Origin of the sequence: Kibdelosporangium phytohabitans (assembly GCF_001302585.1) — a bacterium.
Lineage (GTDB): Bacteria > Actinomycetota > Actinomycetes > Mycobacteriales > Pseudonocardiaceae > Kibdelosporangium > Kibdelosporangium phytohabitans.
Window position 1 is genome coordinate 3,010,764 of sequence record NZ_CP012752.1, and the last position, 21,472, is coordinate 3,032,235.

The following is a 21,472-nucleotide window of genomic DNA, read 5'->3' on the forward strand; positions in this document are numbered from 1 at the left end:
CCCGCGACCGGTTCGTGTCACGCTGGTCGCAGGGCCGCTGTTGCTTTCGCCAGAGTCTTCACTCGGTCGAAGTCGTTGTCCGCCAGGGCTTTCTTCGGCACGAGCCAGGAACCACCGACACAGCCGACGTTCGGCAACGCCAGGTAGTCCGGTGCTGTGTCCACTGAGATCCCCCCTGTCGGGCAGAACCTCAGGCCAGGCAGCGGACCGCCGAGCGCTTTCAGGTACTCCACGCCACCGGACGCTTCCGCTGGGAAGAACTTCAGCGCTGTCAGACCCCGCTCCGCCAGCCGCATGGCCTCGGTGACTGTGCCGGCGCCCGGCAGGAACGGCAACGCCGTTGCCTCGCAGGCGTCGATCACACTATCGGTTGAACCTGGCGTCACCAGGAAGGACGCTCCCGCCTCCGCGGCCTGTGCTGCCAACGGCGCCGAGGTCACTGTGCCCGCACCGATGAGGATGTCCGGGACTTCTTTGCTGATTCGCTGGATCCCCTCGAGCGCCACCGGAGTGCGCAGGGTCAGTTCGATCAGCGGAACCCCGCCCGCCAGCAACGCTTCCGCGACCGGTACCGCGTGGCCGACGTCGTCGATCACCACGACCGGGATCACCGGTGACAGGTCGAGCACTTCTTCGGCCGTGATCAAACGGGTGGTCAAGCCAGCTCCCCCATCGATGTCAACTGTCCTGGGAACACCGTAGCCCCGTGTTCGGCAGGGCCGACAGCGTTGCGCAACGCGCTGAACAACTCGCGGCCTGTGCCTTCCCACGCTGGCCGGTCCACGTCCGCAGCGGGTCGTGCGGCGAACTCCGCGGGGCCGGCGAGGACTTCGAGCCTGCCGTGTTCGGCGTCCAGCCGGATGACGTCACCGTCACGCAGCCGGGCGAGCGGTCCGCCCGCCACCGATTCGGGTGAAACCTGGATCGCCGCGGGGACTTTGCCGGACGCACCGGACATCCGCCCGTCGGTCACCAACGCGACCTTGTGGCCGCGGTCCATCAACGCACCCAACGCGGGCGTCAATCCGTGCAGCTCCGGCATCCCGTTCGCCTTCGGCCCCTGGTTGCGCACAACCACAACGACATCGCGGTTGAGCTCACCCGCCTTGAAAGCCGCGGTCAACTGCTCCTGGTTCTCGAACACCCGCGCCGGGGCCTCCACGATCCAGTTCTCGTGCTGGACAGCGCACACCTTGATCACCGCGCGACCGAGGTTGCCTGACAGCATCCGCAAGCCACCGTCCGGCTCGAACGGGTCGTCGACGCTGCGCAGGACAGTGGTGTCGAGGCTGTCCACCGGACCGTCGCGCCAGATCAGCTTTCCGTTCTCCAGCACAGGTTCCTGCCGGTAGAGGTCAAGGCCGCCACCCGCGACCGTCTGCACGTCCCGGTGCAGCAGGCCCGCGTCCAGCAACGTGTTGACGAGGAACTGCACACCACCGGCGGCCTGGAAGTGGTTGATGTCAGCACTTCCGTTCGGGTACACCCGCGCCACCAACGGCACGACCGCTGACAGATCCGCGAAGTCGTCCCACGTCAACTGGATGCCCGCGGCAGCGGCGACAGCGGGCAGGTGCAACGTGTGGTTCGTCGACCCGCCGGTCGCCAGCAGCGCCACAACGCCGTTGACGATGGATTTCTCGTCCACGATCTCGGAGATCGGCGTGTACTGCCCGCGTGTCTGCGTCAGCCGCACGATCTGACGACCTGCTTCCTCCGTCAGCGCGCGGCGAAGCGGCGTGTGCGGGTGGACGAAGCTCGAGCCTGGCAGGTGCAGGCCCATCACTTCCACGACCATCTGGTTGGAATTGGCCGTGCCGTAGAACGTGCACGTTCCAGGCCCGTGGTAGGACGCGGATTCGGCGGCGAGCAACTGCTCGCGTGTCGCCAATCCCTCGGCGAAGAGCTGCCGGACGCGGGCTTTCTCCTTGTTGGGCAGTCCTGACGTCATTGGCCCTGCGGGAACGAGAATCGCCGGCAGGTGCCCGAACGACAGGGCGCCGATCAGAAGCCCAGGAACGATCTTGTCACACACGCCGAGCAGCAGGGCGCCGTCGAACATCTCGTGCGACAGCGCGATCGCCGTCGACATCGCGATGACCTCGCGGCTGAACAGCGAGAGTTCCATCCCCGCACGGCCCTGCGTGATGCCGTCGCACATCGCGGGCACGCCACCGGCGAACTGGGCGACACCGCCAACTTCGCGCACGGAGTCCTTGAGCCACTCCGGGTACTCGTGCAGCGGCTGGTGAGCCGAAAGCAGATCGTTGTACGACGACACGATCGCAACGCCTGGTTTGGTCAATCCCCGCACGGCCAGCCGGTCGGCGCCTTCACACGCGGCAAAGCCGTGCGCGAGGTTGCTGCAGGCCATCCCAGCCCGCGCCGGTCCGTCCGTCGCCATGCCGCGCACCCGGTCCAGATATGCCTGACGGGTGGGCGCACTGCGTTCGGCAATACGTTGCGTGACATCGCCGACAACGCGGTGGAGCTTCGTGTGCACTGCGGCCTCCCTGATCGGTGATGACGGCAACGCTGGCGTCGCACACGGTGCTGACAGGTGGTGACAAGGCACAACGTAGCCATCTAGGCCCGAGGGTTCAAAATCGATTAAGAAAAATCGGGGTGAGGTCTGGGGTGAATCCGAGACGTTTGGCACGACCCCTAAGGCGACAGGGCGGTATCGATCCAGTTACGGCGAGTCGACCAGTTCGGTATCGCTTCGCGGGAAGTGCCTCGTCGTCGGCCACGCGCCGGCTCGATCGGCCGGAACGCGGGGAGAGGTGGGAGACCCCTGATTATCCGTTGCCGGGGTCGCGCGGACGGCCCTTTGTGATCTTCTCGACATTCGACCGGTGTTCCAATGGGTGGACTACTCAGGTGATCTGTCCCCTGGTCAAAGCCGTAAAATGTGCCCGCCGTCACATATTGATCCCGATCATGGGATGGGTACCTGGTTCAGGCCGGTGACATCGAACACAAAGATCGATCCAGCTCGAGCCGAGTGCGTGTTGAGCCGGTCACAGAGCGGATCATGTCCTGTGGTACTTGTCACAAGGTCACCGGCGCGGCACAGTCGGCGGCAAGAGGGGCGTCCACCACCGACCCCGAAGGCGATAGGGGCCGACTGACGGACGCACCCGAAGTAGCTGGCGTGTGTTCCAACGGTGAATGGAGTCGGGTCATGTCGATGAGCGACATCACTGAGCTGCAGCGTGCGATCGGTCAGGTCAAGCAGGCCGTGGGTGAGTTGCGTGCCAAGTACGGCGACATCCCAGCCGTGCGCAGGCTCGTCAACGACGTTGAGCGGTTGGACATCGACACCGCGGAGTTCCGCAGTGAACCCGCGACTCCTCAGCCGCGCCGCCCGCAGGTGTCCGAGCACGATGTCGTGGTCGTGCCCGACACCCCGTACGACCCGGCGATGTGGCGCGGTGCCGACGACGAGTTCGTCCGCCACGACGACTAGACAAAGAAGTCAAACCCCCGAACTGAGGACAGATGACCGTTGGAATCAACGCGCCGGGCCGGGCGCGGGTCCCGGTGCGCAATCTGCGCACCGACCGGTGGTGGCTCCCGCCGCTGCTGACGAATCTCGGCCTGGCGACGTTCGTCATTTACGCGACCGGCCGGTCATTCATGGGCAAGTGGTACTGGGTCAACGACTACCACTACCTGACGCCGTTCTACTCGCCCTGCATCAGCGAGTCGTGCGTAGCGGGTTCGTCGCATTTCGGCCAGTGGATAGGCGAGCTGCCAGGCTGGATCCCGATGGGCTTCCTCGCCCTGCCGTTCCTGCTGGGCTTCCGGCTCACCTGCTACTACTACCGGAAGGCGTACTACCGCTCGGTCTGGCAGTCGCCGCTCGCCTGCGCGGTGGCCGAGCCGCGCGTGGAGTACTCGGGGGAAACGAAGTTCCCGCTGATCCTGCAGAACCTGCACCGTTACTTCTTCTACGTCGCGGGTCTGGTCGCGCTCGTCAACACCTATGACGCCATCGTCGCCTTCCACTCACCGGACGGCGGCTTCGGCATGGGGCTCGGCAACGTCATCCTCCTGATCAACGTGGTCATGCTCTGGGCGTACACGCTGTCCTGCCACTCATGCCGCCACATCGCTGGTGGCAGGCTGAAGCACTTCTCCGCCCATCCGATCCGGTACAAGCTGTGGACTGTCGTGTCCAAGCTGAACGTCCGGCACATGCAGTTGGCATGGATCACTCTCGGCACGCTGATGCTCACCGACCTGTACGTGATGCTCGTTGCCAGCGGTGCGATCTCCGACCTGCGCTTCGTGTGAGAAAGAGGAAGTAAATGACCCAGGTCGAGCGGCACACGTACGACGTTGTCGTGATCGGAGCCGGCGGTGCCGGTCTCCGCGCCGCAATCGAGGCCCGGCAGCGCGGTCTGCGTACCGCCGTGGTTTGCAAGTCCTTGTTCGGCAAGGCCCACACCGTGATGGCCGAAGGCGGCGTCGCCGCCTCCATGGGCAACGCGAACAGCAATGACAACTGGCAGGTGCACTTCCGCGACACCATGCGTGGCGGGAAGTTCCTGAACAACTGGCGGATGGCCGAGCTGCACGCCAAGGAAGCCCCGGACCGCGTCTGGGAGCTCGAGACGTACGGCGCGTTGTTCGACCGCACCAAGGACGGCCGGATCTCGCAGCGCAACTTCGGTGGCCACGAGTATCCGCGGCTGGCGCACGTCGGTGACCGGACCGGCCTCGAGCTGATCCGCACGCTGCAGCAGAAGATCGTGTCGCTGCAACAGGAAGACCACAAGGAGACCGGCGACTACGAGGCGAAGATCAAGGTTTTCGCCGAGTGCACCATCACGGAGTTGCTCAAGGACGGCGACAAGATCGCCGGTGGGTTCGGCTACTGGCGTGAGTCCGGCCGGTTCATCCTGTTCGAGGCGCCCGCCGTGGTGCTGGCCACCGGTGGCATCGGCAAGTCCTTCAAGGTCACCTCGAACTCGTGGGAGTACACCGGCGACGGTCACGCCCTGGCGTTGAAGGCCGGTGCGACGCTGATCAACATGGAGTTCATCCAGTTCCACCCGACCGGCATGGTCTGGCCGCCGAGTGTCAAGGGAATCCTTGTCACCGAAGGTGTTCGCGGCGACGGTGGCGTGCTGCGCAACTCCGAGGGCAAGCGCTTCATGTTCGACTACATCCCTGAGGTCTTCAAGGACAAGTACGCGGACAACGAAGAAGAGGCCGACCGCTGGTACACCGACCCCGACAACAACCGGCGCACGCCGGACCTGTTGCCGCGTGACGAGGTGGCCCGTGCGATCAACTCGGAGGTCAAGGCAGGGCGGGGATCCCCGCACGGCGGTGTGTTCCTCGACATCTCCAGCCGGATGCCCGCCGAGGAGATCCGCCGCAGGCTGCCGTCGATGCACCACCAGTTCAAGGAACTGGCGGACGTCGACATCACCGCGGAGCCGATGGAGGTCGGGCCGACCTGCCACTACGTGATGGGTGGCGTCGAGGTCGATCCGGACACGGCCGCGGCCAGGGTGCCCGGTCTGTTCGCTGCCGGTGAGGTCGCGGGCGGCATGCACGGATCGAACCGCCTGGGCGGCAACTCCTTGTCCGACCTGCTGGTGTTCGGTCGTCGTGCGGGCTCGGGTGCCGCGGACTACGTCGAAGGCCTGTCGGCTCGCCCGGAGATCTCGCAGTCCGATGTGGACACCGCGGCGGAAGGTGCGGTGCGGTCGTTCGACCCGCGGGGTGGTGGCGTGGAGGAGAACCCGTACACGCTGCACTCCGAGCTGCAGCAGTCGATGAACGACCTCGTCGGGATCATCCGCAAGGCCGGCGAGATCCGGCAGGCGCTGGAGAAGATCGACGAGATCAAGGCGCGGATCCCGAACATCGCGGTGGAGGGCCACCGGCAGTTCAACCCGGGCTGGCACCTCGCGATCGACCTGGACAACATGATCCTGGTCAGCGAGTGCGTGGCCAGGGCCGCGCTGCTGCGGGAGGAGAGCCGCGGCGGGCACACCCGTGACGACCACCCGTCGATGAACGCGAACTGGCGCAACAAGCTCCTGGTGTGTTCGACTGACGGTTCGGACGTGTCAGTGGTGGAGCAGCCCCAGATCCCGATGCGCCAGGAGCTGTTCGAGCTGTTCGAGATCGGCGAGCTGGAGAAGTACTACACCGGCGATGAGCTGGCCGCGCACCCGGGAAGGAAAGCCTGACATGGGATACAAAGCGCAATTCCGGGTGTGGCGTGGTGACGAGGACTCCGGCGAGCTTCGCGACTACGTGATCGAGGTGAACGAGGGCGAGGTCGTTCTCGACATCATCCACCGGCTGCAGGCGACGCAGGCGCCTGACCTGGCAGTTCGCTGGAACTGCAAGGCGGGCAAGTGCGGCTCGTGCTCGGCGGAGATCAACGGCAAGCCGCGGCTGCTGTGCATGACGCGGATGTCGACGTTCGACGAGGACGAGCTGATCACCGTGACGCCGATGCGGACGTTCCCGGTGATCCGCGACCTGGTGACGGACGTGTCGTTCAACTACACCAAGGCACGCGAGGTGCAGTCGTTCACGCCGCCGCCGGACCTCAAGCCGGGCGAGTACCGGATGCAGCAGGTGGACGTCGAGCGTTCGCAGGAGTTCCGCAAGTGCATCGAGTGCTTCCTGTGCCAGAACACGTGCCACGTCATCCGTGACCACGAGGAGAACAAGGAAGCGTTCTCCGGGCCGCGGTTCCTGATGCGGGTGGCGGAGCTGGAGATGCACCCGCTGGACACGGCCGACCGCCGCGACGCCGCGCAGGACGAGCACGGCCTCGGATACTGCAACATCACCAAGTGCTGCACCGAGGTCTGCCCGGAACACATCAAGATCACCGACAACGCGCTGATCCCGATGAAGGAGCGCGTCGCCGGTCGTCGCTACGACCCGGTCGTGTGGCTGGGCAACAAGCTGTTCCGGCGTTCGTCGAAGAAGAGCTGATCACCCCAGTCGCCTGCCTCCAGCATCGGCGCTGGGGGCAGGCGACGTCTTTTCCGAGCACTGGCACATCTCATCTCGCGACTTCCGGTGAACCAGGTCGAGCCCTCGACAGGATGTCCGCCGTAGCGCCGGATCGATCAGGTCCCCGCAGGGTGGCGACGGTGTGCAGGCGCCCCGTCCGGGTTGCTTTCCTTGGTGCGTTCTCGGCTGACTTTGGATGGCGGACGACGCAACCATCCGCTTGGTCTGGCTGGGGACCTCAGGCGTTGCGACGATCCTGGGAAGGGACTTTTTGCGTCACTGGGTGCGGTGTCGGGTTGCCGGTGTGGTCATTCGTTGTTGTCCTTGCCGTGCCATGGCAGGACCTGGCCGAACCGGATGAGTTCGCCGTACGCCGCCGGGTCGAGGTCGGCGAGGACGAAGTCGAGCATCTTGCCTGCCGCTTCCGCTGGTGTCTGTGCTTCTTCCACTCGCTCGAACCACGGCCTTGACGCACGGGTGTTGACCAGTCCCGGGCACATCGCGGCGACCAGTGTGCCGTCGGCGATGTCCTGGGGACGTCGTTGTGCTGCAACGGCTCTGACTGCGGCGACTTGAGCGACCTTCGAGGGCAGGTTGATCCATTCCGGCCATCCGCTTGCTTCCGCGGTTCCGTCGTGGATCGCCGACAGCCACTGGTCGACTGCGGATTCCACCTGATCGAGTGAAACTCGGTCGAACAACGGCCGCAGCGGCGCGTCGAGGTGGTCCAGCGTGCCCAACGAGCTCGCCACCACGATGAACCGGCCACCTGGTCGCAGGATCGGGAGGAACGACCGCAGCATCGCGTGCGTTCCGCCGTTGGCCACGGCGACGAAGGTGTCAGCTTGTTCGGACTGCGGACGGTCTGGGGTGAGTGGTCCGATCGCGTTGGAGAACACGATGTCGACCGCACCCAGTTCTGCGGCGAGCTTCGCGACTGCCGAGGCGTCGGTGACGTCCAGCACGCGTCCTTCGACCTGCCCGCCGAGCTTGGTGGCGGCGTCGGTTACTCGTGTCCGGTCGCGGCCGGTGAGCAGGATCCTGTCGTTCTCGCCCAGTCGTGCGGCGAGTTCCTCGATGAGCGCGAACCCGATTCCCTGGTTGGCTCCGGTGACCAAAGCGATCATGTCCTTCAAGTTAGGACGATCCGGGTTATGCGGCCAACGAAAGTCTCGCAAACCTGGTATGCGTAATCGGCATGGACTTCATGGACGTGTCTCTGGTCGCGCTGCGGGTGTTCCGCGAGGTCGCTGAGCGGGGCACGCTCACAGCGGCGGCGACCGCGCTGGGGTACACGCAGTCGGCGGTGTCCCGTCAGATCGCTTCCCTGGAACGAGTGGCCAAGGCCGAACTGCTGGAACGGCGGCATGACGGCGTTCGGCTGACGCCTGCTGGGCATGTGGTGCTGCGGCGAGCGGCCGCTGTGGTCGATCAGATCGACGCGGCGGCGCGGGAACTCGCGGGCCTGCCTGTCGAGGGCGGGACAGTGCGGCTCGGCTGGTTCCCCATAGCGGGCGCTGTCGTGGTTCCGCAAGCCGTTGCCGAGCTGCGCCGCACAAATCCCACCATAACCGTGCTCACGCGGGAAGGTAGTACGCCCAGTCTGGTCCGGGCGCTGCGAGCGGGGACGATCGACCTGGCGTTGCTGGCCTCAGCGCCACCGTTTCGCCCTTTCGATGCCGTGACACCCGCGTTCCGGACACGAAAGCTGGCTGAACGCAGCCTGAGGCTCGCAGTGCCCGCGACGCACCCGTTCGCCGGGCGTGACTGGGTCACTGTCACCGAGCTGCACGGTCAGCAGTGGATCGCCAGTGCGTCGGCGACCGAGATGGGGGTGTGGCCAGGACTGGACGAGCGGCCCCGGATCGCCCACACCGCCCGTGACTGGCTGGCGAAACTCAGCCTGGTGGCCGCTGGGTGCGGCATCACCACAGTGTCCGACTCACTGACACGGATCGTGCCGCAGGGCGTGCGGGTCATCGACGTCCGAGGCGGGTCGACCGAATCCAGGCGCACGGTCCTGGCGTGGCTGCGGCACCCGCTGCCCGAGCCGGCCGCACGCCTCGCCGAGGTGATCGAGTCGCACTACTGAGCCAACTGCTGGTCGACTACTGGGCCAGCTTCTCGAACAGTTCCCGGCCGCGGTCGGTCAGGTACGGGTCGATCGCCACCATCAGCAGGTCGTCGAGCCTGCCGACCTGGTCCTGGTCGGCGGGGGTGCCGGTGAGGTCGAGGTACGCCTGCCAGCCCTCGGTGATCAGCCACACCGCCATCAGCAGGTCGTCGATCGTGCGCGGCAGCCGCGGCACCCGCACCATGTCCTGCAGGACCAACTGCTGGGCGAACACGCGCATCTCGCTGAACCGGCGTTCGGACACGGCCTCGTAAGCGGATCTCAACCGGGTGTCGGCGCGCAGCAGGAGAAGCATTTCCCGCTGGAAGAAGCGGAAATCCCACCGAAGGGTGGTCATGTCCTTCAGGTTGCGGACCATCATCGCGACGTTTCTCGCCGGGTCCTTGTCCGGGTACCAGCGGCCGTCCAGCGCACGCCAGTACTGGTCGAACAACGCGCGGACGATCTCCTGCTTCTCACGGAAGTGGTGTGCGAGGTCCTCAGGACTGATCTTGGCGGCCGTGGCTATGTCGTCGAGGCTCACAGCTGCTGTGCTCTGTTCGTTGAACAGGGCCCTGGCGGCTTCGAGTACCTTGTCCCGCGTCTTCGCCGACGCTTTCGACCTCACGGAGTGATTAGAGCACGGCTGCCGTAACAATGATTCAGTGCGCACCAGCCGGTCGGCTGGTGCGCACTGAAAGCCGCTTTCCTACATGGTTGATGCTGTCGAATCCATGAGCACGGGTTTGTTCGGCAGCGGGCCGTCGTCGTCGCCCGTGTCGAGGTGTTTCTTGCTCTTGCGTTCCCGCTTGGCCAGGTAGTTGGCCAGCCACGCCATCAGCAGGCACATGGTGATGTACATGGCCGCGACCACGATCGTCACCGGGATCAACGGGCGCCCGAACTGCGCCACGCCACCGAGGTTGCGTGCGTAGTACAGCAGCTCCTCGTAGGTGATCAGGAAGCCGAGAGCGGTGTCCTTCAGCACGACCACGAGCTGGCTGATGATGGCTGGGAGCATCGCCCGCAGTGCCTGCGGGAGGAGCACCAGCACCATCACCTGGGTCTTGCGCATGCCGACCGCGTACGCGGCTTCGCTCTGCCCACGCGGCAACGACAGGATGCCCGCGCGGAAGACCTCCGCGAGCACCGATCCGTTGTAGAGCGACAACGCGGCCACCACGGAGTTGAACGGGTCACCGAACTTCAGTCCGTAGTGGAACATGAACATCATGATCACGGCGGGGATCGCGCGGAACAGCTCCACGATGACCATCGACGGCACGCGGAAGATCGCGTGGTCGGACAGCCTGCCCGCGGCGAAGACCGCACCGAACAGCAGCGACAGCACGGCTGACACGGCGAACGCCGTCAGCGTCTTGCCCAGCGCCGCCACCAGGTCGGTCTGGATCTTCTCGTACTCGATCCACTCCCACAGCTTGCCGTCGAACTGACCGGCGTCGAGGAACTTGTAGATCACGAAGGCGATCACACCGACGATCAGCAGCGTGCCGAGGACCGCGTAGAGGCGGTAGCGCATGCGGGCCTTGGGGCCCGGCAGGTCGAACAGTGCGGATGCGCTCATCGGGCCACACTCCAACGCTTCTCGAGGCTGCGCTGCACGAGGGTCAGCGGCACGACCAGGATGATGAAGAACAGCGCCACCCAGAGCATGCCGACTGTGACGTTGTAGCCCTTCTCGGACAGGATGTCGCGGATCGCGCCGGCCTCGGCGACCGAGAAACCGGCGGCGATCGTGGTGTTCTTCAGCAATGCCACCATTGTGGAGACCATCGGCGGCACCACCGAGCGGGTCGCCTGCGGGAGCACGATGGTGGACAGCGTCTGGCCGAACGTCAGGCCGAGCGCGCGCGAGGCCTCGATCTGACCGACCGGCACGGTGTTGATGCCGGAGCGGACGACTTCGCAGACGAACGCCGATGTGTAGAGCGTCAACGCGATCACTGCCGCGAAGAAGTAGTAGTCGCGCAGTTCGCCGACGATCTCCAGCAGCGGGAAGGCGAAGGCGAAGAAGAAGAAGACGAGCGTCAACGGGGTGTTGCGGACCACTGTCACGTACACCGTGCCGAACGCACGGAAGATCGGCACCGGGCTGACCCGCATCATCGCGAGGATCGTGCCGAGGATCAGGCACAGCACCCCGGCGATGAGGAACAGCTTGACCGTGTTGACGAACCCGTTGAGGAAGATATCGCTGTTGTCCAACAGGACATTCATCTGGTTACCGCCCGCGGTGAGGACACCATCAATGAAGCCGGTCGGTGGCCGAGGAGTACTCGACCACCGACCGGGTGAACTTCGTCAGGACTTGTCGAGCGTCGGCTTGGTGGCCGGCGAGCCGGACTTGCCCAGCGTGTTGTCGTAGATCTTCTGCCAGGTGCCGTCGTCCAGCGCGCCCTGCAGGATCTGGGTCACCTTGTCCTTGAAGGCCTTGTCGTCCTTGGGCAGGCCGATGCCGTACGGCTCCTGGGAGAAGGTCTTGCCGACGACCTTGAACTTGGTGCTCTCCTGCGCGGCGTAACCCTTGAGGATCGCGTCGTCGGTGGTGACGGCGTCGATCTGCTTCTGGTCGAGCTGGGTGACGCACTGCGAGTAGGTCTGCAGCTCCACGATCTGGTCGGTCAGCTTGTCGTTGCGGACCTTCTGGATCGGGGTCGAGCCGGTCACCGAGCAGACCTTCTTGCCCTTGAGGGTCTCCGGGCCGGTGATGTCGGTGTTGTCCTTGCGCACCAGCAGGTCCTGGCCCGCGGTGAAGTACGGACCGGCGAAGGAGATCTGCTCCTTGCGCTTGGCGTTGATCGTGTACGTGCCGACGTAGTAGTCGACGTTGCCGTTGGCGATCGCGGCCTCACGACCGGCGGACGCGACAGCCTTGTACTCGACCTGCTCCGGCTTGAAGCCGAGCTTGGCGGCGACCAGGTTGGCGATCTCGATGTCGAACCCGGAGTACTTGCCGGTGGTCGGGTCCTTGAAGCCCAGGCCCGGCTGGTCCTCCTTGACACCGATGATGACCTTGCCGCGACCCTTGATCCGGTCGAAGGTCGGCGAATCGGCCACCTTCACGTCGGTGGCGACGTCCTGCTGGGGCGGCGGCTGCGAGCCGGTGTCGCCCGGTGTGCCTTCCTTGCCACACGCGGTCAGTGCGAGACCGCCGACCAGCAGCCCAACTGCCAGGGTACGAACCCTCATGTCCTCTATCTCCTGCTGTTCACGCGACGCGCCCTGCGGACGCCGCTGTCATCCTCAATGGGTCAGGATCTTGCCAAGGAAGTCTTTCGCCCGGTTGGATTTCGGCGCGGTGAAGAACGACTCGGGAGTCGAGTCCTCCACGACCTCGCCGTCGGCCATGAAAATCACCCGATCGGCTGCTTTGCGCGCGAAGCCCATCTCGTGGGTGACCACCAGCATGGTCATCCCCTCTTTGGCGAGGCTGGTCATCACGTCCAGCACTTCCTGGACCATCTCCGGGTCCAGCGCCGAGGTCGGCTCGTCGAACAGCATCACCTTCGGTCGCATCGCCAGCGCGCGGGCGATGGCGACGCGCTGCTGCTGGCCACCGGACAACTGGGCGGGGTACTTGTCGGACTGGTTGGCGATGCCGACCCGTTCGAGCAGTTCCATGGCCGTCTTGCGGGCCTCGTCCTTGGCGATCTTGCGGACCTTGACCGGGGCGAGGGTGACGTTGTCGACGATGCTCTTGTGCGCGAACAGGTTGAACGACTGGAACACCATGCCCACGTCCGCGCGCAGCCGTGCCAGGTCCTTGCCCTCGGCGGGCAGCGGCTGACCGTCGACCTCGATCACGCCCGAGTTGATCGGCTCGAGCCGGTTGATCGCACGGCACAGCGTCGACTTGCCCGACCCCGAGGGCCCGAGCACGACGACGACCTCGCCTTTGGGAATTTCGAGGTTGATGTCCTTGAGGACATGCAACGGCCCGAAGAACTTGTCGACCGCCTTGAGCCGAATCATCGGAGGCGCGGCGGCAACTTCGGTCATCAATCCTCCAAAACGGGCCAGCGTGCGTTGGCGGAAACCTAGGGGGCTCGGCTCACACAGTCCAGCGACCTTGAGCAACACTTAGGGTCTCAACTCTGTCACATGGTCATGACACCTGCGGAGGGACACGCGTGCGAGTGCTCCTTGTCGAGGACGACGACCGGGTCGCTCACGCGCTGGTCCCGGCCCTGGTCAAGCGCGGACTGGCGGTTCGGCGGATGGCTCAGGGCAAGGGGGTGCTCGACCTGGTCGGCGAGGTCGACGTGATTCTGCTGGACCTGGGGCTGCCGGATATCGACGGGATGACACTTTGTCGTCAGATCAGGGCGGTGAGTGACGTTTCGGTGATTGTCGTGTCCGCGCGCGGCGAGGTGGATGATCGCATTCTGGCTTTGCAGGCGGGCGCCGACGATTACTTGGTGAAACCGTATGACGTCGGTGAGTTGGTCGCCAGGGTGCACGCCGTTCGCAGGCGGAGCACGGATCGTGGCCAGGTGGATACGGGACCGATCATGTTCGACGACGTGCGCGTCGACATCGGCAGGCACGAGGTCACCGTGGCGGGCGAGCCAATTGGTTTGTCGAGGAAAGAATTCCAGGTGCTGGCGCTGGTCATGTCGGCGCGCGGCGCGGTCTGCCCGCGTGACCAGATCCTGGCGGAGGTGTGGGGCCGCGGCGGTGCGGCGGAGAACCGTTCGCTCGACGTGCACGTGGCGACGCTGCGCACGAAGCTGGGGCGGCCCGCGCTGATCGAGACCGTGCGCGGCGTGGGATACCGGCTAGCCGGGCGTCCGGAGTAGCCGATGCGCGTCCGGTTGCTCGGGATCGTGCTGGCGCTGGTGGCGCTGCTGGTCGTCGGCCTCGGCGTGCCGCTCGCGCTGAGCGTGGCGCAGCGCGAACAACAGGACCTGTTCCTCGACCGGCTCACCGACACCAGCCGGTACGCCTCGCTGGCGCAGCGCCCACTGCTCGACCAGGAGGCGGAGGCGCTCCAGGACGAGCTGGTCAGCTTCCACGTCACCTACGACATCGACGCGGTGGTGTTCAACCGCGACCGGGTCGCCGTGGCGACGTCGGTCCTCGGCCAGCAGGCGCCGTTCCAGGCCGCTGACGTCACGCAGGCGCTGGACGACGCGTTGAGCGGCAAGCACCCCGAACCGGCGTCGCTGCTGCTGCCGTGGAACACCGCGCCGCTCGTGATCGCCGAACCGGTGCTGGTCGACGGCGAGGTCCAGGGCGCGGTGATCACGCGTTCGCCGACCGGCCCGGCCCGTGGGCGGGTGGCGTTCTGGTGGGCGGTGATCCTGGTCGGCGGCGCGCTGGCGCTGGGCCTCGCGGTCCTGGTCGCGTTGCCGCTCGTCGGGTGGACGCTGCGGCCGGTGCGGCGGCTGGACCAGGCGACCGGGTCGCTGGTGGCCGCCGTGATGAGCGGCCGCGAGGTGCCACCGGTCGACGACGGGCACGGGCCCGCCGAACTGCGGCACCTGAGCCGGTCCTTCGACCAGATGGCCGCGAGCGTCAGCGACACCCTTGCCGCGCAACGGGCTTTCGTCGCCGACGCCTCACACCAGCTGCGCAACCCGTTGACCGCTTTGCGGCTGCGACTGAGCAATTTGGAAGGTCACGTCGACGAGGACGAGGCCGAGCACCACGTCGCGGCGATGGCGGAGACCGACCGGCTCGGCCAGATCGTCGACGACCTGCTGGCGATGGCCCGCGCGGAGGGGATGGGCGGCGAGCTCGTCCCGGTCGACGTGGTCGCGACGGTGGCGACGCGGCTGACCGACTGGGAGGCGGTCGCCGACTTCCGCTCGGTCCGGCTGGAACTGACCACGTCGGCCGACCGCGTGCACGCGGGCGCGCCGCCGCGCAGTGTCGAGGCGATGCTGGACGCTTTGCTGGACAACGCTTTGAAGTTCACCGCGGAAGGCTCGGCGGTCGAGGTGGACATCGCGGAAGCCGACGGCCGGGTGTCCATCTCGGTCCGTGACCACGGGCCGGGGCTGCGGCCGGAGGAACTGGAGCGGGCGACGGACCGGTTCTGGCGCAGCTCGGCGCACCAGAACGTCACCGGCTCCGGTCTCGGCCTCGCGATCACCAGGCGGCTGGCGGAACGGGCGGGCGGCGGCGTGCGCCTCGAACTGCCCGACGGCGGCGGCCTGCGGGTCGTGCTCGAACTGCCCGCCGCGGACCGTTGCTAGATGTTCTTCTCGTCGCGGTAGAACTCGCGGGCGCCCGGGTGCAGCGGGACCGGCTGGGTCTCCACGGCCGAGCGGATGTCGATCGAGTTCGCCGCCCTGGTCGCGGCGGCCAGCTCCTTCTGGGCCACGAAGATGCCCTGGGTGAGGGCCTTGGCCGCGTCCGTGGACAGCCTGTCGGTGACCATCAGCAGGTTCGGCACGGTCAACGTCGTCACCGGGACGGTGTTGGCCAGCCCGTACATCGACAGCGGGATGGTCGCGGTGCCGTAGTAGCGGAACCGCTTGCGGATCGTGCTCATCAGCTCGTTCATGTCGAGCAGCCGGATCCGCTCGCCCTTGCTGAGCTGCGCGATCTCGTCGGTCGGCAGGCCACCTGACCAGAAGAAGGCGTCGATCTGGCGGTTGCGCAGCGCGTCGGCCGACGCCTGCAGGCCCAGCTCGCGCCGCTCGGCCACCACACCGGTGATGTCGAGCACCCGGTCGGCGATCTTCTTCACGCCCGAGTTCGCCGCGCCGATCGCGACCCGTTTGCCGGTCAGGTCGCCGATGGTCCTGATCGGGTCGTCCGCGCGGACGACGATGTGCAGGTAGTCGTCGTAGACGCGCGCGAGCGCGCTGAACCGCTCGTTGCGGCTGTCGCTGGCCGCGTCGGCCGCGCTGAACGCGATGTCAGCCTGGCCGTTCGTCAGCCTGTTGATGTTGTCCGGCGACCCCTCCGACGGCAGGACAGTGGGCCTCGGCATGCCCATCTGCCTGGCCCACTCCGTGGCCAGCGCGTTGCCGAGCTTGTTGTACACGCCGCCGGGAAAGCCGGTCGCGATCGTCAGCTTGAGGTCACCGGTCACGCTGGTGCAGCCGGTCAGGACCAGCAGGACCGCCAGCAGCGTGATGAGCTTCCGGGACACAGACACGATGGTGCCAGACGCCCGGTCTACCCTGTTCGAGTGAGCAGTGGCGTTTCGAGGACATATGAGGTGCGCACGTTCGGCTGCCAGATGAACGTGCACGACTCCGAACGGCTGGCCGGTTTGCTCGAGGAGGCCGGTTACACGGCCGCGTCCGGTGACCAGACGCCCGACCTGATGGTCCTCAACACGTGCGCGGTCCGGGAGAACGCGGACAACAAGCTCTACGGCAACCTCGGGCACCTGCTGCCGAAGAAGAAGGCGCACCCGGGCATGCAGATCGCCGTCGGCGGCTGCCTGGCGCAGAAGGACAAGGGCGAGATCGTCAAACGCGCGCCCTGGGTGGACGTGGTGTTCGGCACGCACAACATCGGCTCGCTGCCGACGCTGCTGGAGCGCGCCCGGCACAACGACGAGGCGCAGGTCGAGATCCTCGAGGCGCTGGAGGTCTTCCCGTCGTCACTGCCCGCCCGGCGCGACTCCGCGTACTCGGGGTGGGTGTCGATCTCGGTCGGCTGCAACAACACGTGCACGTTCTGCATCGTGCCGTCGTTGCGCGGCAAGGAGAAGGACCGCCGCCCCGGCGAGGTGCTCGCCGAGGTGCAGGCGCTCGTGGACGAGGGCGTGCTCGAGGTGACGCTGCTCGGGCAGAACGTCAACTCGTACGGTGTGGAATTCGGCGACCGGCTGGCGTTCGGCAAGCTGCTGCGGGCCACCGGCGGCATCGACGGCCTGGAGCGGGTCCGGTTCACCTCGCCGCACCCGAAGGACTTCACCGACGACGTGATCGCCGCCATGGCCGAGACACCGAACGTCTGCCACCAGCTGCACATGCCGCTGCAGTCCGGCTCGGACCGGGTGCTCAAGGCGATGCGCCGCTCGTACCGCTCCGAGCGCTACCTCGGCATCATCGAGAAGGTCCGCGCGGCCATGCCCGACGCGGCACTGACCACCGACATCATCGTCGGCTTCCCCGGTGAGACCGAGGAGGACTTCCAGGGCACGCTCGACGTGGTCCGCCAAGCGCGGTTCATGGGCGCGTTCACGTTCCAGTACTCCAAGCGCCCCGGCACGCCCGCGGCCGAGATGGACGCCCAGGTGCCCAAGCAGGTCGTCCAGGAGCGCTACGACCGGCTGGTGGCGTTGCAGGAGGAGATCTCCTGGGAGCTGAACAAGGAACTCGTCGGCAAGACACTCGAGGTCCTCGTGTCCACCGGAGAAGGCCGCAAGGACGCCGACACGCGCCGGATGAGCGGCCGGGCGCGGGACGGCAGGCTCGTGCACTTCACACCGGGTGACGCGAACCCACGACCGGGTGACGTGGTCGAGGCGACGGTGACGTACGGAGCCCCGCACCACCTCGTCGCCGACGGTCCCCTGGTCAGCCACAGGCGAACCCGCGCGGGTGACAACTCCGAGGCCGGACTGCGGCCGAAGACCAACGGGATCAGCCTCGGGCTGCCCGGCTTCGGTGCACCGCCGGTCATGGCGACAAGCGAAGAAGGATGTGCGGTCCGATGACGGACGTCGACCACCACCTGCGCGACCAGATCAACGCGGTGGAGCGCAAGGCGATTCGCACGGTCGACCTGGGCGCGCGGGCGATAGTGATCTCGGCCGCGGTGCTCGTGCTGCTGGTCGGCCTGCTGCTGCCGTGGATCGACGGCGCGAACGGCTGGCAGGTGCTGCTGGGCCACGTGGAGGGCAAGGCAGGCGTGGTGCCCCGCCTGTTCGCCGCGACCTCGGCGGGCTTCGGCGTGCTGGCGTCGATGCTGGCGCTGATGACACGGCTGTGGGCGTTGACGTGGGTGTGCGCGATCGGCGGCTGGTTCGCCACAGTCGACGGCATGCTGGCGATCTGGTCACGGCAGTCGACGCCGGACGCGTCGCCAGGCATCGGCCTCGTCATCGCCGGAGTGGCGATGATCGTGATCGCCACGTGCTGGTTCCGCACCGCGTGGTCCCGGCCCGACCTGCCGGAACCCGAGGAAGCCTCAGCTTCCCGGGACTGAGCGGGAAACGCGGCCGAGGTGCGTCAACGAGCGCACCTGCAGCGACAGCAGCCCCGAGCGGCGAACGCGCAAGCGCGGAACCAGCCGAAAAGCCTGAGCGATAGCCAGCCACAGCGGCGCGCGTGCAAACGCAGGGGTGTGGTTCGGGCGGGAGCACCCACGCCCACTAAGAACACTCACCGAGAAGTTCAAGCATCCGGCAGGAAGAACACCCACCCCGGCTCCTGCCCCGAGGTCTGCCGCCCGGCGAGGGATCCGCTTGTTCGTGCAAGGACACCGCCAGGACCACAACTGAACCCCGTAAAGCGCCTTAGCACCTATACACACAGTCCCCCACCCAACCCGGGGGGCGTCCCTGCTCCAGTCTAACGGGGTAACGGCTGGTCAAGGGGGTTACCGGCCGGTTGTGGATAGCGAGATTTGACGAAGGTGCCACGGCCACGTCGTGGTTGGGCTCATTGCTTGACCCGACTTGCCGGGACGGTCGGCCGCGCCAGGTGCCGGTCGGGCCGCGGGGCGAGGGCGAGGGGCAAGGCGAGGGCGAGGGGCGGGGCGGGATCTCCAGCACCGTGAGATGACCAGCCTGCGGGCCGGTCGCGCGTTCAGGGCGGAGTGAATGCCGGTGAGCAGACTGCGGATGTGGGGCCGGGCGCCCACAGCGCTCCGATGGTGACGGGCTGATTGAAGACGCCCAGCAGTCGTACGTGTGGCGACCTTGTCGAAAAGCGGCCGGAGTCGGGTTCGCTGAGGGGGAGGGAGAGAGCCGGTCGTGCAGCCGTTGTCCAGCGAGTCCAGGCCGACAGCGTGACGGTCGCCTTCGCCGACGTCCAGAGCCCGGCGACACCCGGACCATGCACTCGACTGGGGCGTCAGTCATGCCGGACCTGGCGACCGCAGCTCCCTGGTCAGGAACCACGAAAAGCCGATCGGGGTAGCAGCTGGTCAAAGGGGGCCGTCGATAGCGAGATTTGACGAAGGTGCCACGGCCACGTCGTGGTTGGACTCTTTGACTGACCCGACTTGCCGGGACGGTCAGCCAGGCCGGGCGTGGTCGGACTGATCAGCGCTGGCAACGGCCGACTTTCGGCCGATTGATCGATCTCACCGGGCGCTCATACCCTCGCGGGACAGGCTTTTCCGCCTCTTCCTTCCGGAAGGAACGCCATGTCCCCACCTGGCCGTCGTTTGCTTTCGTTAATGGTTGTCACCGGGTTAGGGCTCACCCTCGCTTCGGGGCCCGCTTACGCCGCCCCTGGCAGACCGTGGCCGACCAAAGCGCAGGTGCTGGCCCCGATCGACCCGCAGAACTGGGAGAACCCGGACGCGATGACGTGGCAGGACCTGCGCAAGGTCCCCGACATCGACTGGTCCGACCCCGCCCGCAAGGGTTCGGTGCGCACGATCAAGGCCGCGCTCGTGCTCGGTGACTACCCCAACGAGCAGTTCGCCATCACCCGTCCCCGCGGCAGCGACATCTACGCCAACCCGCGCTCGGACCTCAAGCTGGACCCGAAGCAGGTGGCCGGGTTCTACCGGGACTTCCTGAACAAGCCGCAGGAGATCAACCACGGCCTGACGATGCACGGCTACTGGATGGAGGTGTCCAACGGCCGCATCGGCGTCACGCTCGACTCGTTCGGCGTGTACCGGTTGCCGGGCAAGAAGCACGAATACGGCTTCAACGAGTGGGACCAGGCTGCCGGCAGTTGCCCCACGGGTGACCGCTGCAACCGCAACCTGCGCACCGACCTGGGTGGTGCGTGGCGTACCGAGCAGGGCTCGGACATCGAGGGCAAGTACGACGTGATCTTCTACCAGACCGCGGGCAACGATGAATCCTCGACGTGGCAGGAGTTCGGCGAGATGAAGTTCGCCACCTGCGAGTCGATCCCGGCCGAGTTCGGTGGGCCGGATCCGTCGAAACCGCGCTGTGCCAAGACCCGTTACGTACCGTGGACGTCATGGCAGGCGGCGGCGAACCACTGGCCGAACGCCTCGGGCAAGAGTACGACCCAGGCCGAGAGCTCCGGACTCGGCACGTTCTCGCACGAGCTCAGCCACGTTTTCGGCATCGCCGACAACTACAACAACCCTTACGGCACACCGCAACGCCGTGCCGGTGCCGGTCCGTGGAGCATGCTTGACCGTGGCACGTTCAACGGTCCTGGCGGTCCGCACACGCGCTACCACATTCCCGCGACGCAAGGCGGTGCCGCGGGTGTGCAGCACACGTTGCGCGACAAGATGAAGCTGAACATCGTCGACGAGGCCAACATCCTGCGGCTGTCACGAGAAGCCCTTGCCACCTCGGGTGTTGTCGTGATGAACGTGACCGCGCGTGCTGTCCCGATGGGGCCGGTGGGTCGTGCGGGGCTGACAGGCGCCAACATCACGATGAATCGGGACAACTCGCCGACGTGCAACACGTCGACGGATCCGTTGTGCGACGGCGGAAGCTTCAACAACTACACCGTCGAGGTGGTCGACCGGGTCGGTTACGACTCGTTCACCCCCGACTCCGGCGTGTTGCTGTCGAAGACCAAGAACGCCGACGCGACCCCGTTCGTGTGGGTCGTCGACTCACACCCGGAGGACATCCGGACTGTCGACTTCGTCCGTCCGGACGGGACGAAGCAGTACCAGACCATCGGCGACTACCGTCAGCTGTCGGACGCGTTGTTCCACGCCGGAACCGGATCGGGCACGAAGTACGAGTACGTCGACACAGCCAACCGGTTGCACTTCTACATCATCGACATCGTCCGCGATGCCAAGGGAGTGCTGAGCTACAAGCTGGCCGTGCGGTCACTGGACGGCCAGGGGCCGCACCTGCGCGGTGTCTCCGTCGGCCAGGGCAACCCCGTCGGTCGCGTGCCCGCGGAAGTGGCCACGTGCCAGTTCCCGTTGCGCAACACCGGCCAGGTCAAGCCCTTCACCAACGGGCACCCGGAGGACGTCAAAGCCTACGTGGACTCTGACGTCTACCGCCTGTCGGCAACGGTGGCCGGCAACGGCTGGAGCGTCCAGTTGCCGTCGGAGGTCGTCACGGCCAAGGCCGGCACGACCGTGAACGTTCCCGTCAACGCGGTCCGTGGTACGGGCGGCATGCCTGCCGCGACGGTGACTCTCACGGCCAAGTCGGAGAGCAACCCCAGCGCGACCAGTACGGCCAAGTGCCAGCTGAGCGTGCTGAACACGATTCCGCCGCTGCATCGGTGACGGCGC

Annotated in this window: 19 protein-coding genes; 10 read left to right on the forward strand and 9 right to left on the reverse strand. The window is 66.4% G+C overall.

Annotation, left to right across the window (positions count from 1 at the left end):
- Window positions 1–17: 17 nt before the first annotated feature.
- On the reverse strand, window positions 18–647 hold the full coding sequence (gene eda / locus AOZ06_RS13990; protein WP_054296633.1) for a bifunctional 4-hydroxy-2-oxoglutarate aldolase/2-dehydro-3-deoxy-phosphogluconate aldolase: 630 nt from the start codon (window positions 645–647) through the stop codon (window positions 18–20).
- Between the two features lie 8 nt (window positions 648–655).
- Window positions 656–2,503: a phosphogluconate dehydratase gene (gene edd, locus AOZ06_RS13995; protein WP_236952209.1), complete on the reverse strand. Its 1,848-nt coding sequence runs from the start codon at window positions 2,501–2,503 to the stop codon at window positions 656–658.
- 681 nt (window positions 2,504–3,184) lie between these two features.
- Here edd and AOZ06_RS14000 point away from each other — a divergent pair.
- Genes AOZ06_RS14000 through AOZ06_RS14015 form a run of 4 tightly spaced genes read left to right on the forward strand, consistent with a single transcriptional unit; the run spans window position 3,185 to window position 6,975 of the window.
- On the forward strand, window positions 3,185–3,469 hold the full coding sequence (locus AOZ06_RS14000; RefSeq protein ID WP_054289788.1) for a hypothetical protein: 285 nt from the start codon (window positions 3,185–3,187) through the stop codon (window positions 3,467–3,469).
- Between the two features lie 32 nt (window positions 3,470–3,501).
- Entirely contained in the window at window positions 3,502–4,299 is a 798-nt protein-coding gene (locus AOZ06_RS14005) for a hypothetical protein (protein ID WP_054289789.1), read from the forward strand.
- Between the two features lie 14 nt (window positions 4,300–4,313).
- A complete protein-coding gene (locus AOZ06_RS14010; RefSeq protein ID WP_054289790.1) occupies window positions 4,314–6,212 on the forward strand; it encodes a fumarate reductase/succinate dehydrogenase flavoprotein subunit in 1,899 nt (632 codons plus the stop codon).
- A 1-nt stretch (window position 6,213) separates the two neighbouring features.
- Window positions 6,214–6,975: a succinate dehydrogenase/fumarate reductase iron-sulfur subunit gene (locus AOZ06_RS14015; RefSeq protein ID WP_054289791.1), complete on the forward strand. Its 762-nt coding sequence runs from the start codon at window positions 6,214–6,216 to the stop codon at window positions 6,973–6,975.
- Between the two features lie 329 nt (window positions 6,976–7,304).
- On the opposite strand, the gene AOZ06_RS14020 is transcribed toward AOZ06_RS14015, so the two are convergent.
- Window positions 7,305–8,123, reverse strand: coding sequence for an SDR family NAD(P)-dependent oxidoreductase (locus AOZ06_RS14020; protein WP_054289792.1), 819 nt, complete (start codon window positions 8,121–8,123; stop codon window positions 7,305–7,307).
- 71 nt (window positions 8,124–8,194) lie between these two features.
- Here AOZ06_RS14020 and AOZ06_RS14025 point away from each other — a divergent pair, with 71 nt between their 5' ends.
- Window positions 8,195–9,088 carry a LysR family transcriptional regulator gene (locus tag AOZ06_RS14025; RefSeq protein WP_054289793.1) on the forward strand — a complete coding sequence of 298 codons (894 nt, stop codon included), beginning with the start codon at window positions 8,195–8,197 and terminating at the stop codon, window positions 9,086–9,088.
- A gap of 16 nt (window positions 9,089–9,104) precedes the next feature.
- On the opposite strand, the gene AOZ06_RS14030 is transcribed toward AOZ06_RS14025, so the two are convergent.
- From AOZ06_RS14030 to AOZ06_RS14050, 5 genes are all read right to left on the reverse strand, one after another.
- Window positions 9,105–9,737, reverse strand: a complete 633-nt coding sequence (locus tag AOZ06_RS14030) for a TetR/AcrR family transcriptional regulator (RefSeq protein ID WP_054289794.1) — start codon at window positions 9,735–9,737, stop codon at window positions 9,105–9,107.
- A gap of 81 nt (window positions 9,738–9,818) precedes the next feature.
- Complete coding sequence (locus tag AOZ06_RS14035; protein ID WP_054289795.1) at window positions 9,819–10,694, reverse strand: amino acid ABC transporter permease; 876 nt, start codon at window positions 10,692–10,694, stop codon at window positions 9,819–9,821.
- Window positions 10,691–11,347 (reverse strand): amino acid ABC transporter permease, encoded by a 657-nt coding sequence (locus AOZ06_RS14040; protein WP_054289796.1) that lies wholly within the window; start codon window positions 11,345–11,347, stop codon window positions 10,691–10,693. Before AOZ06_RS14040 ends, AOZ06_RS14035 begins: the two co-directional genes overlap by 4 nt.
- An 84-nt stretch (window positions 11,348–11,431) precedes the next feature.
- Entirely contained in the window at window positions 11,432–12,319 is an 888-nt protein-coding gene (locus AOZ06_RS14045) for a glutamate ABC transporter substrate-binding protein (protein WP_054289797.1), read from the reverse strand.
- 54 nt (window positions 12,320–12,373) lie between these two features.
- Window positions 12,374–13,102: an amino acid ABC transporter ATP-binding protein gene (locus tag AOZ06_RS14050; RefSeq protein WP_157233779.1), complete on the reverse strand. Its 729-nt coding sequence runs from the start codon at window positions 13,100–13,102 to the stop codon at window positions 12,374–12,376.
- A 158-nt stretch (window positions 13,103–13,260) separates the two neighbouring features.
- On the opposite strand from AOZ06_RS14050, the gene AOZ06_RS14055 reads away from it, so the two are divergent.
- Window positions 13,261–13,929, forward strand: a complete 669-nt coding sequence (locus tag AOZ06_RS14055; protein ID WP_054289799.1) for a response regulator transcription factor — start codon at window positions 13,261–13,263, stop codon at window positions 13,927–13,929.
- Between the two features lie 3 nt (window positions 13,930–13,932).
- A complete protein-coding gene (locus tag AOZ06_RS14060; RefSeq protein WP_054289800.1) occupies window positions 13,933–15,330 on the forward strand; it encodes a sensor histidine kinase in 1,398 nt (465 codons plus the stop codon).
- Here AOZ06_RS14060 and AOZ06_RS14065 read toward each other — a convergent pair.
- On the reverse strand, window positions 15,327–16,235 hold the full coding sequence (locus AOZ06_RS14065; RefSeq protein WP_236952211.1) for a TAXI family TRAP transporter solute-binding subunit: 909 nt from the start codon (window positions 16,233–16,235) through the stop codon (window positions 15,327–15,329). The two genes, AOZ06_RS14060 and AOZ06_RS14065, sit on opposite strands and share 4 nt — an antisense overlap.
- A 39-nt stretch (window positions 16,236–16,274) precedes the next feature.
- Between AOZ06_RS14065 and miaB the strand changes: the two genes are divergently transcribed.
- The 3 genes from miaB to AOZ06_RS14080 all read left to right on the forward strand — a co-directional run bounded on the left by miaB (window position 16,275) and on the right by AOZ06_RS14080 (window position 21,466).
- Entirely contained in the window at window positions 16,275–17,756 is a 1,482-nt protein-coding gene (gene miaB / locus AOZ06_RS14070) for a tRNA (N6-isopentenyl adenosine(37)-C2)-methylthiotransferase MiaB (protein WP_083471675.1), read from the forward strand.
- Window positions 17,753–18,247, forward strand: a complete 495-nt coding sequence (locus AOZ06_RS14075) for an Rv2732c family membrane protein (protein ID WP_054289801.1) — start codon at window positions 17,753–17,755, stop codon at window positions 18,245–18,247. The genes miaB and AOZ06_RS14075 overlap by 4 nt, the downstream gene beginning before the upstream one ends.
- A gap of 1,281 nt (window positions 18,248–19,528) precedes the next feature.
- Entirely contained in the window at window positions 19,529–21,466 is a 1,938-nt protein-coding gene (locus tag AOZ06_RS14080) for a M6 family metalloprotease domain-containing protein (RefSeq protein WP_236952213.1), read from the forward strand.
- Window positions 21,467–21,472: the final 6 nt, after the last annotated feature.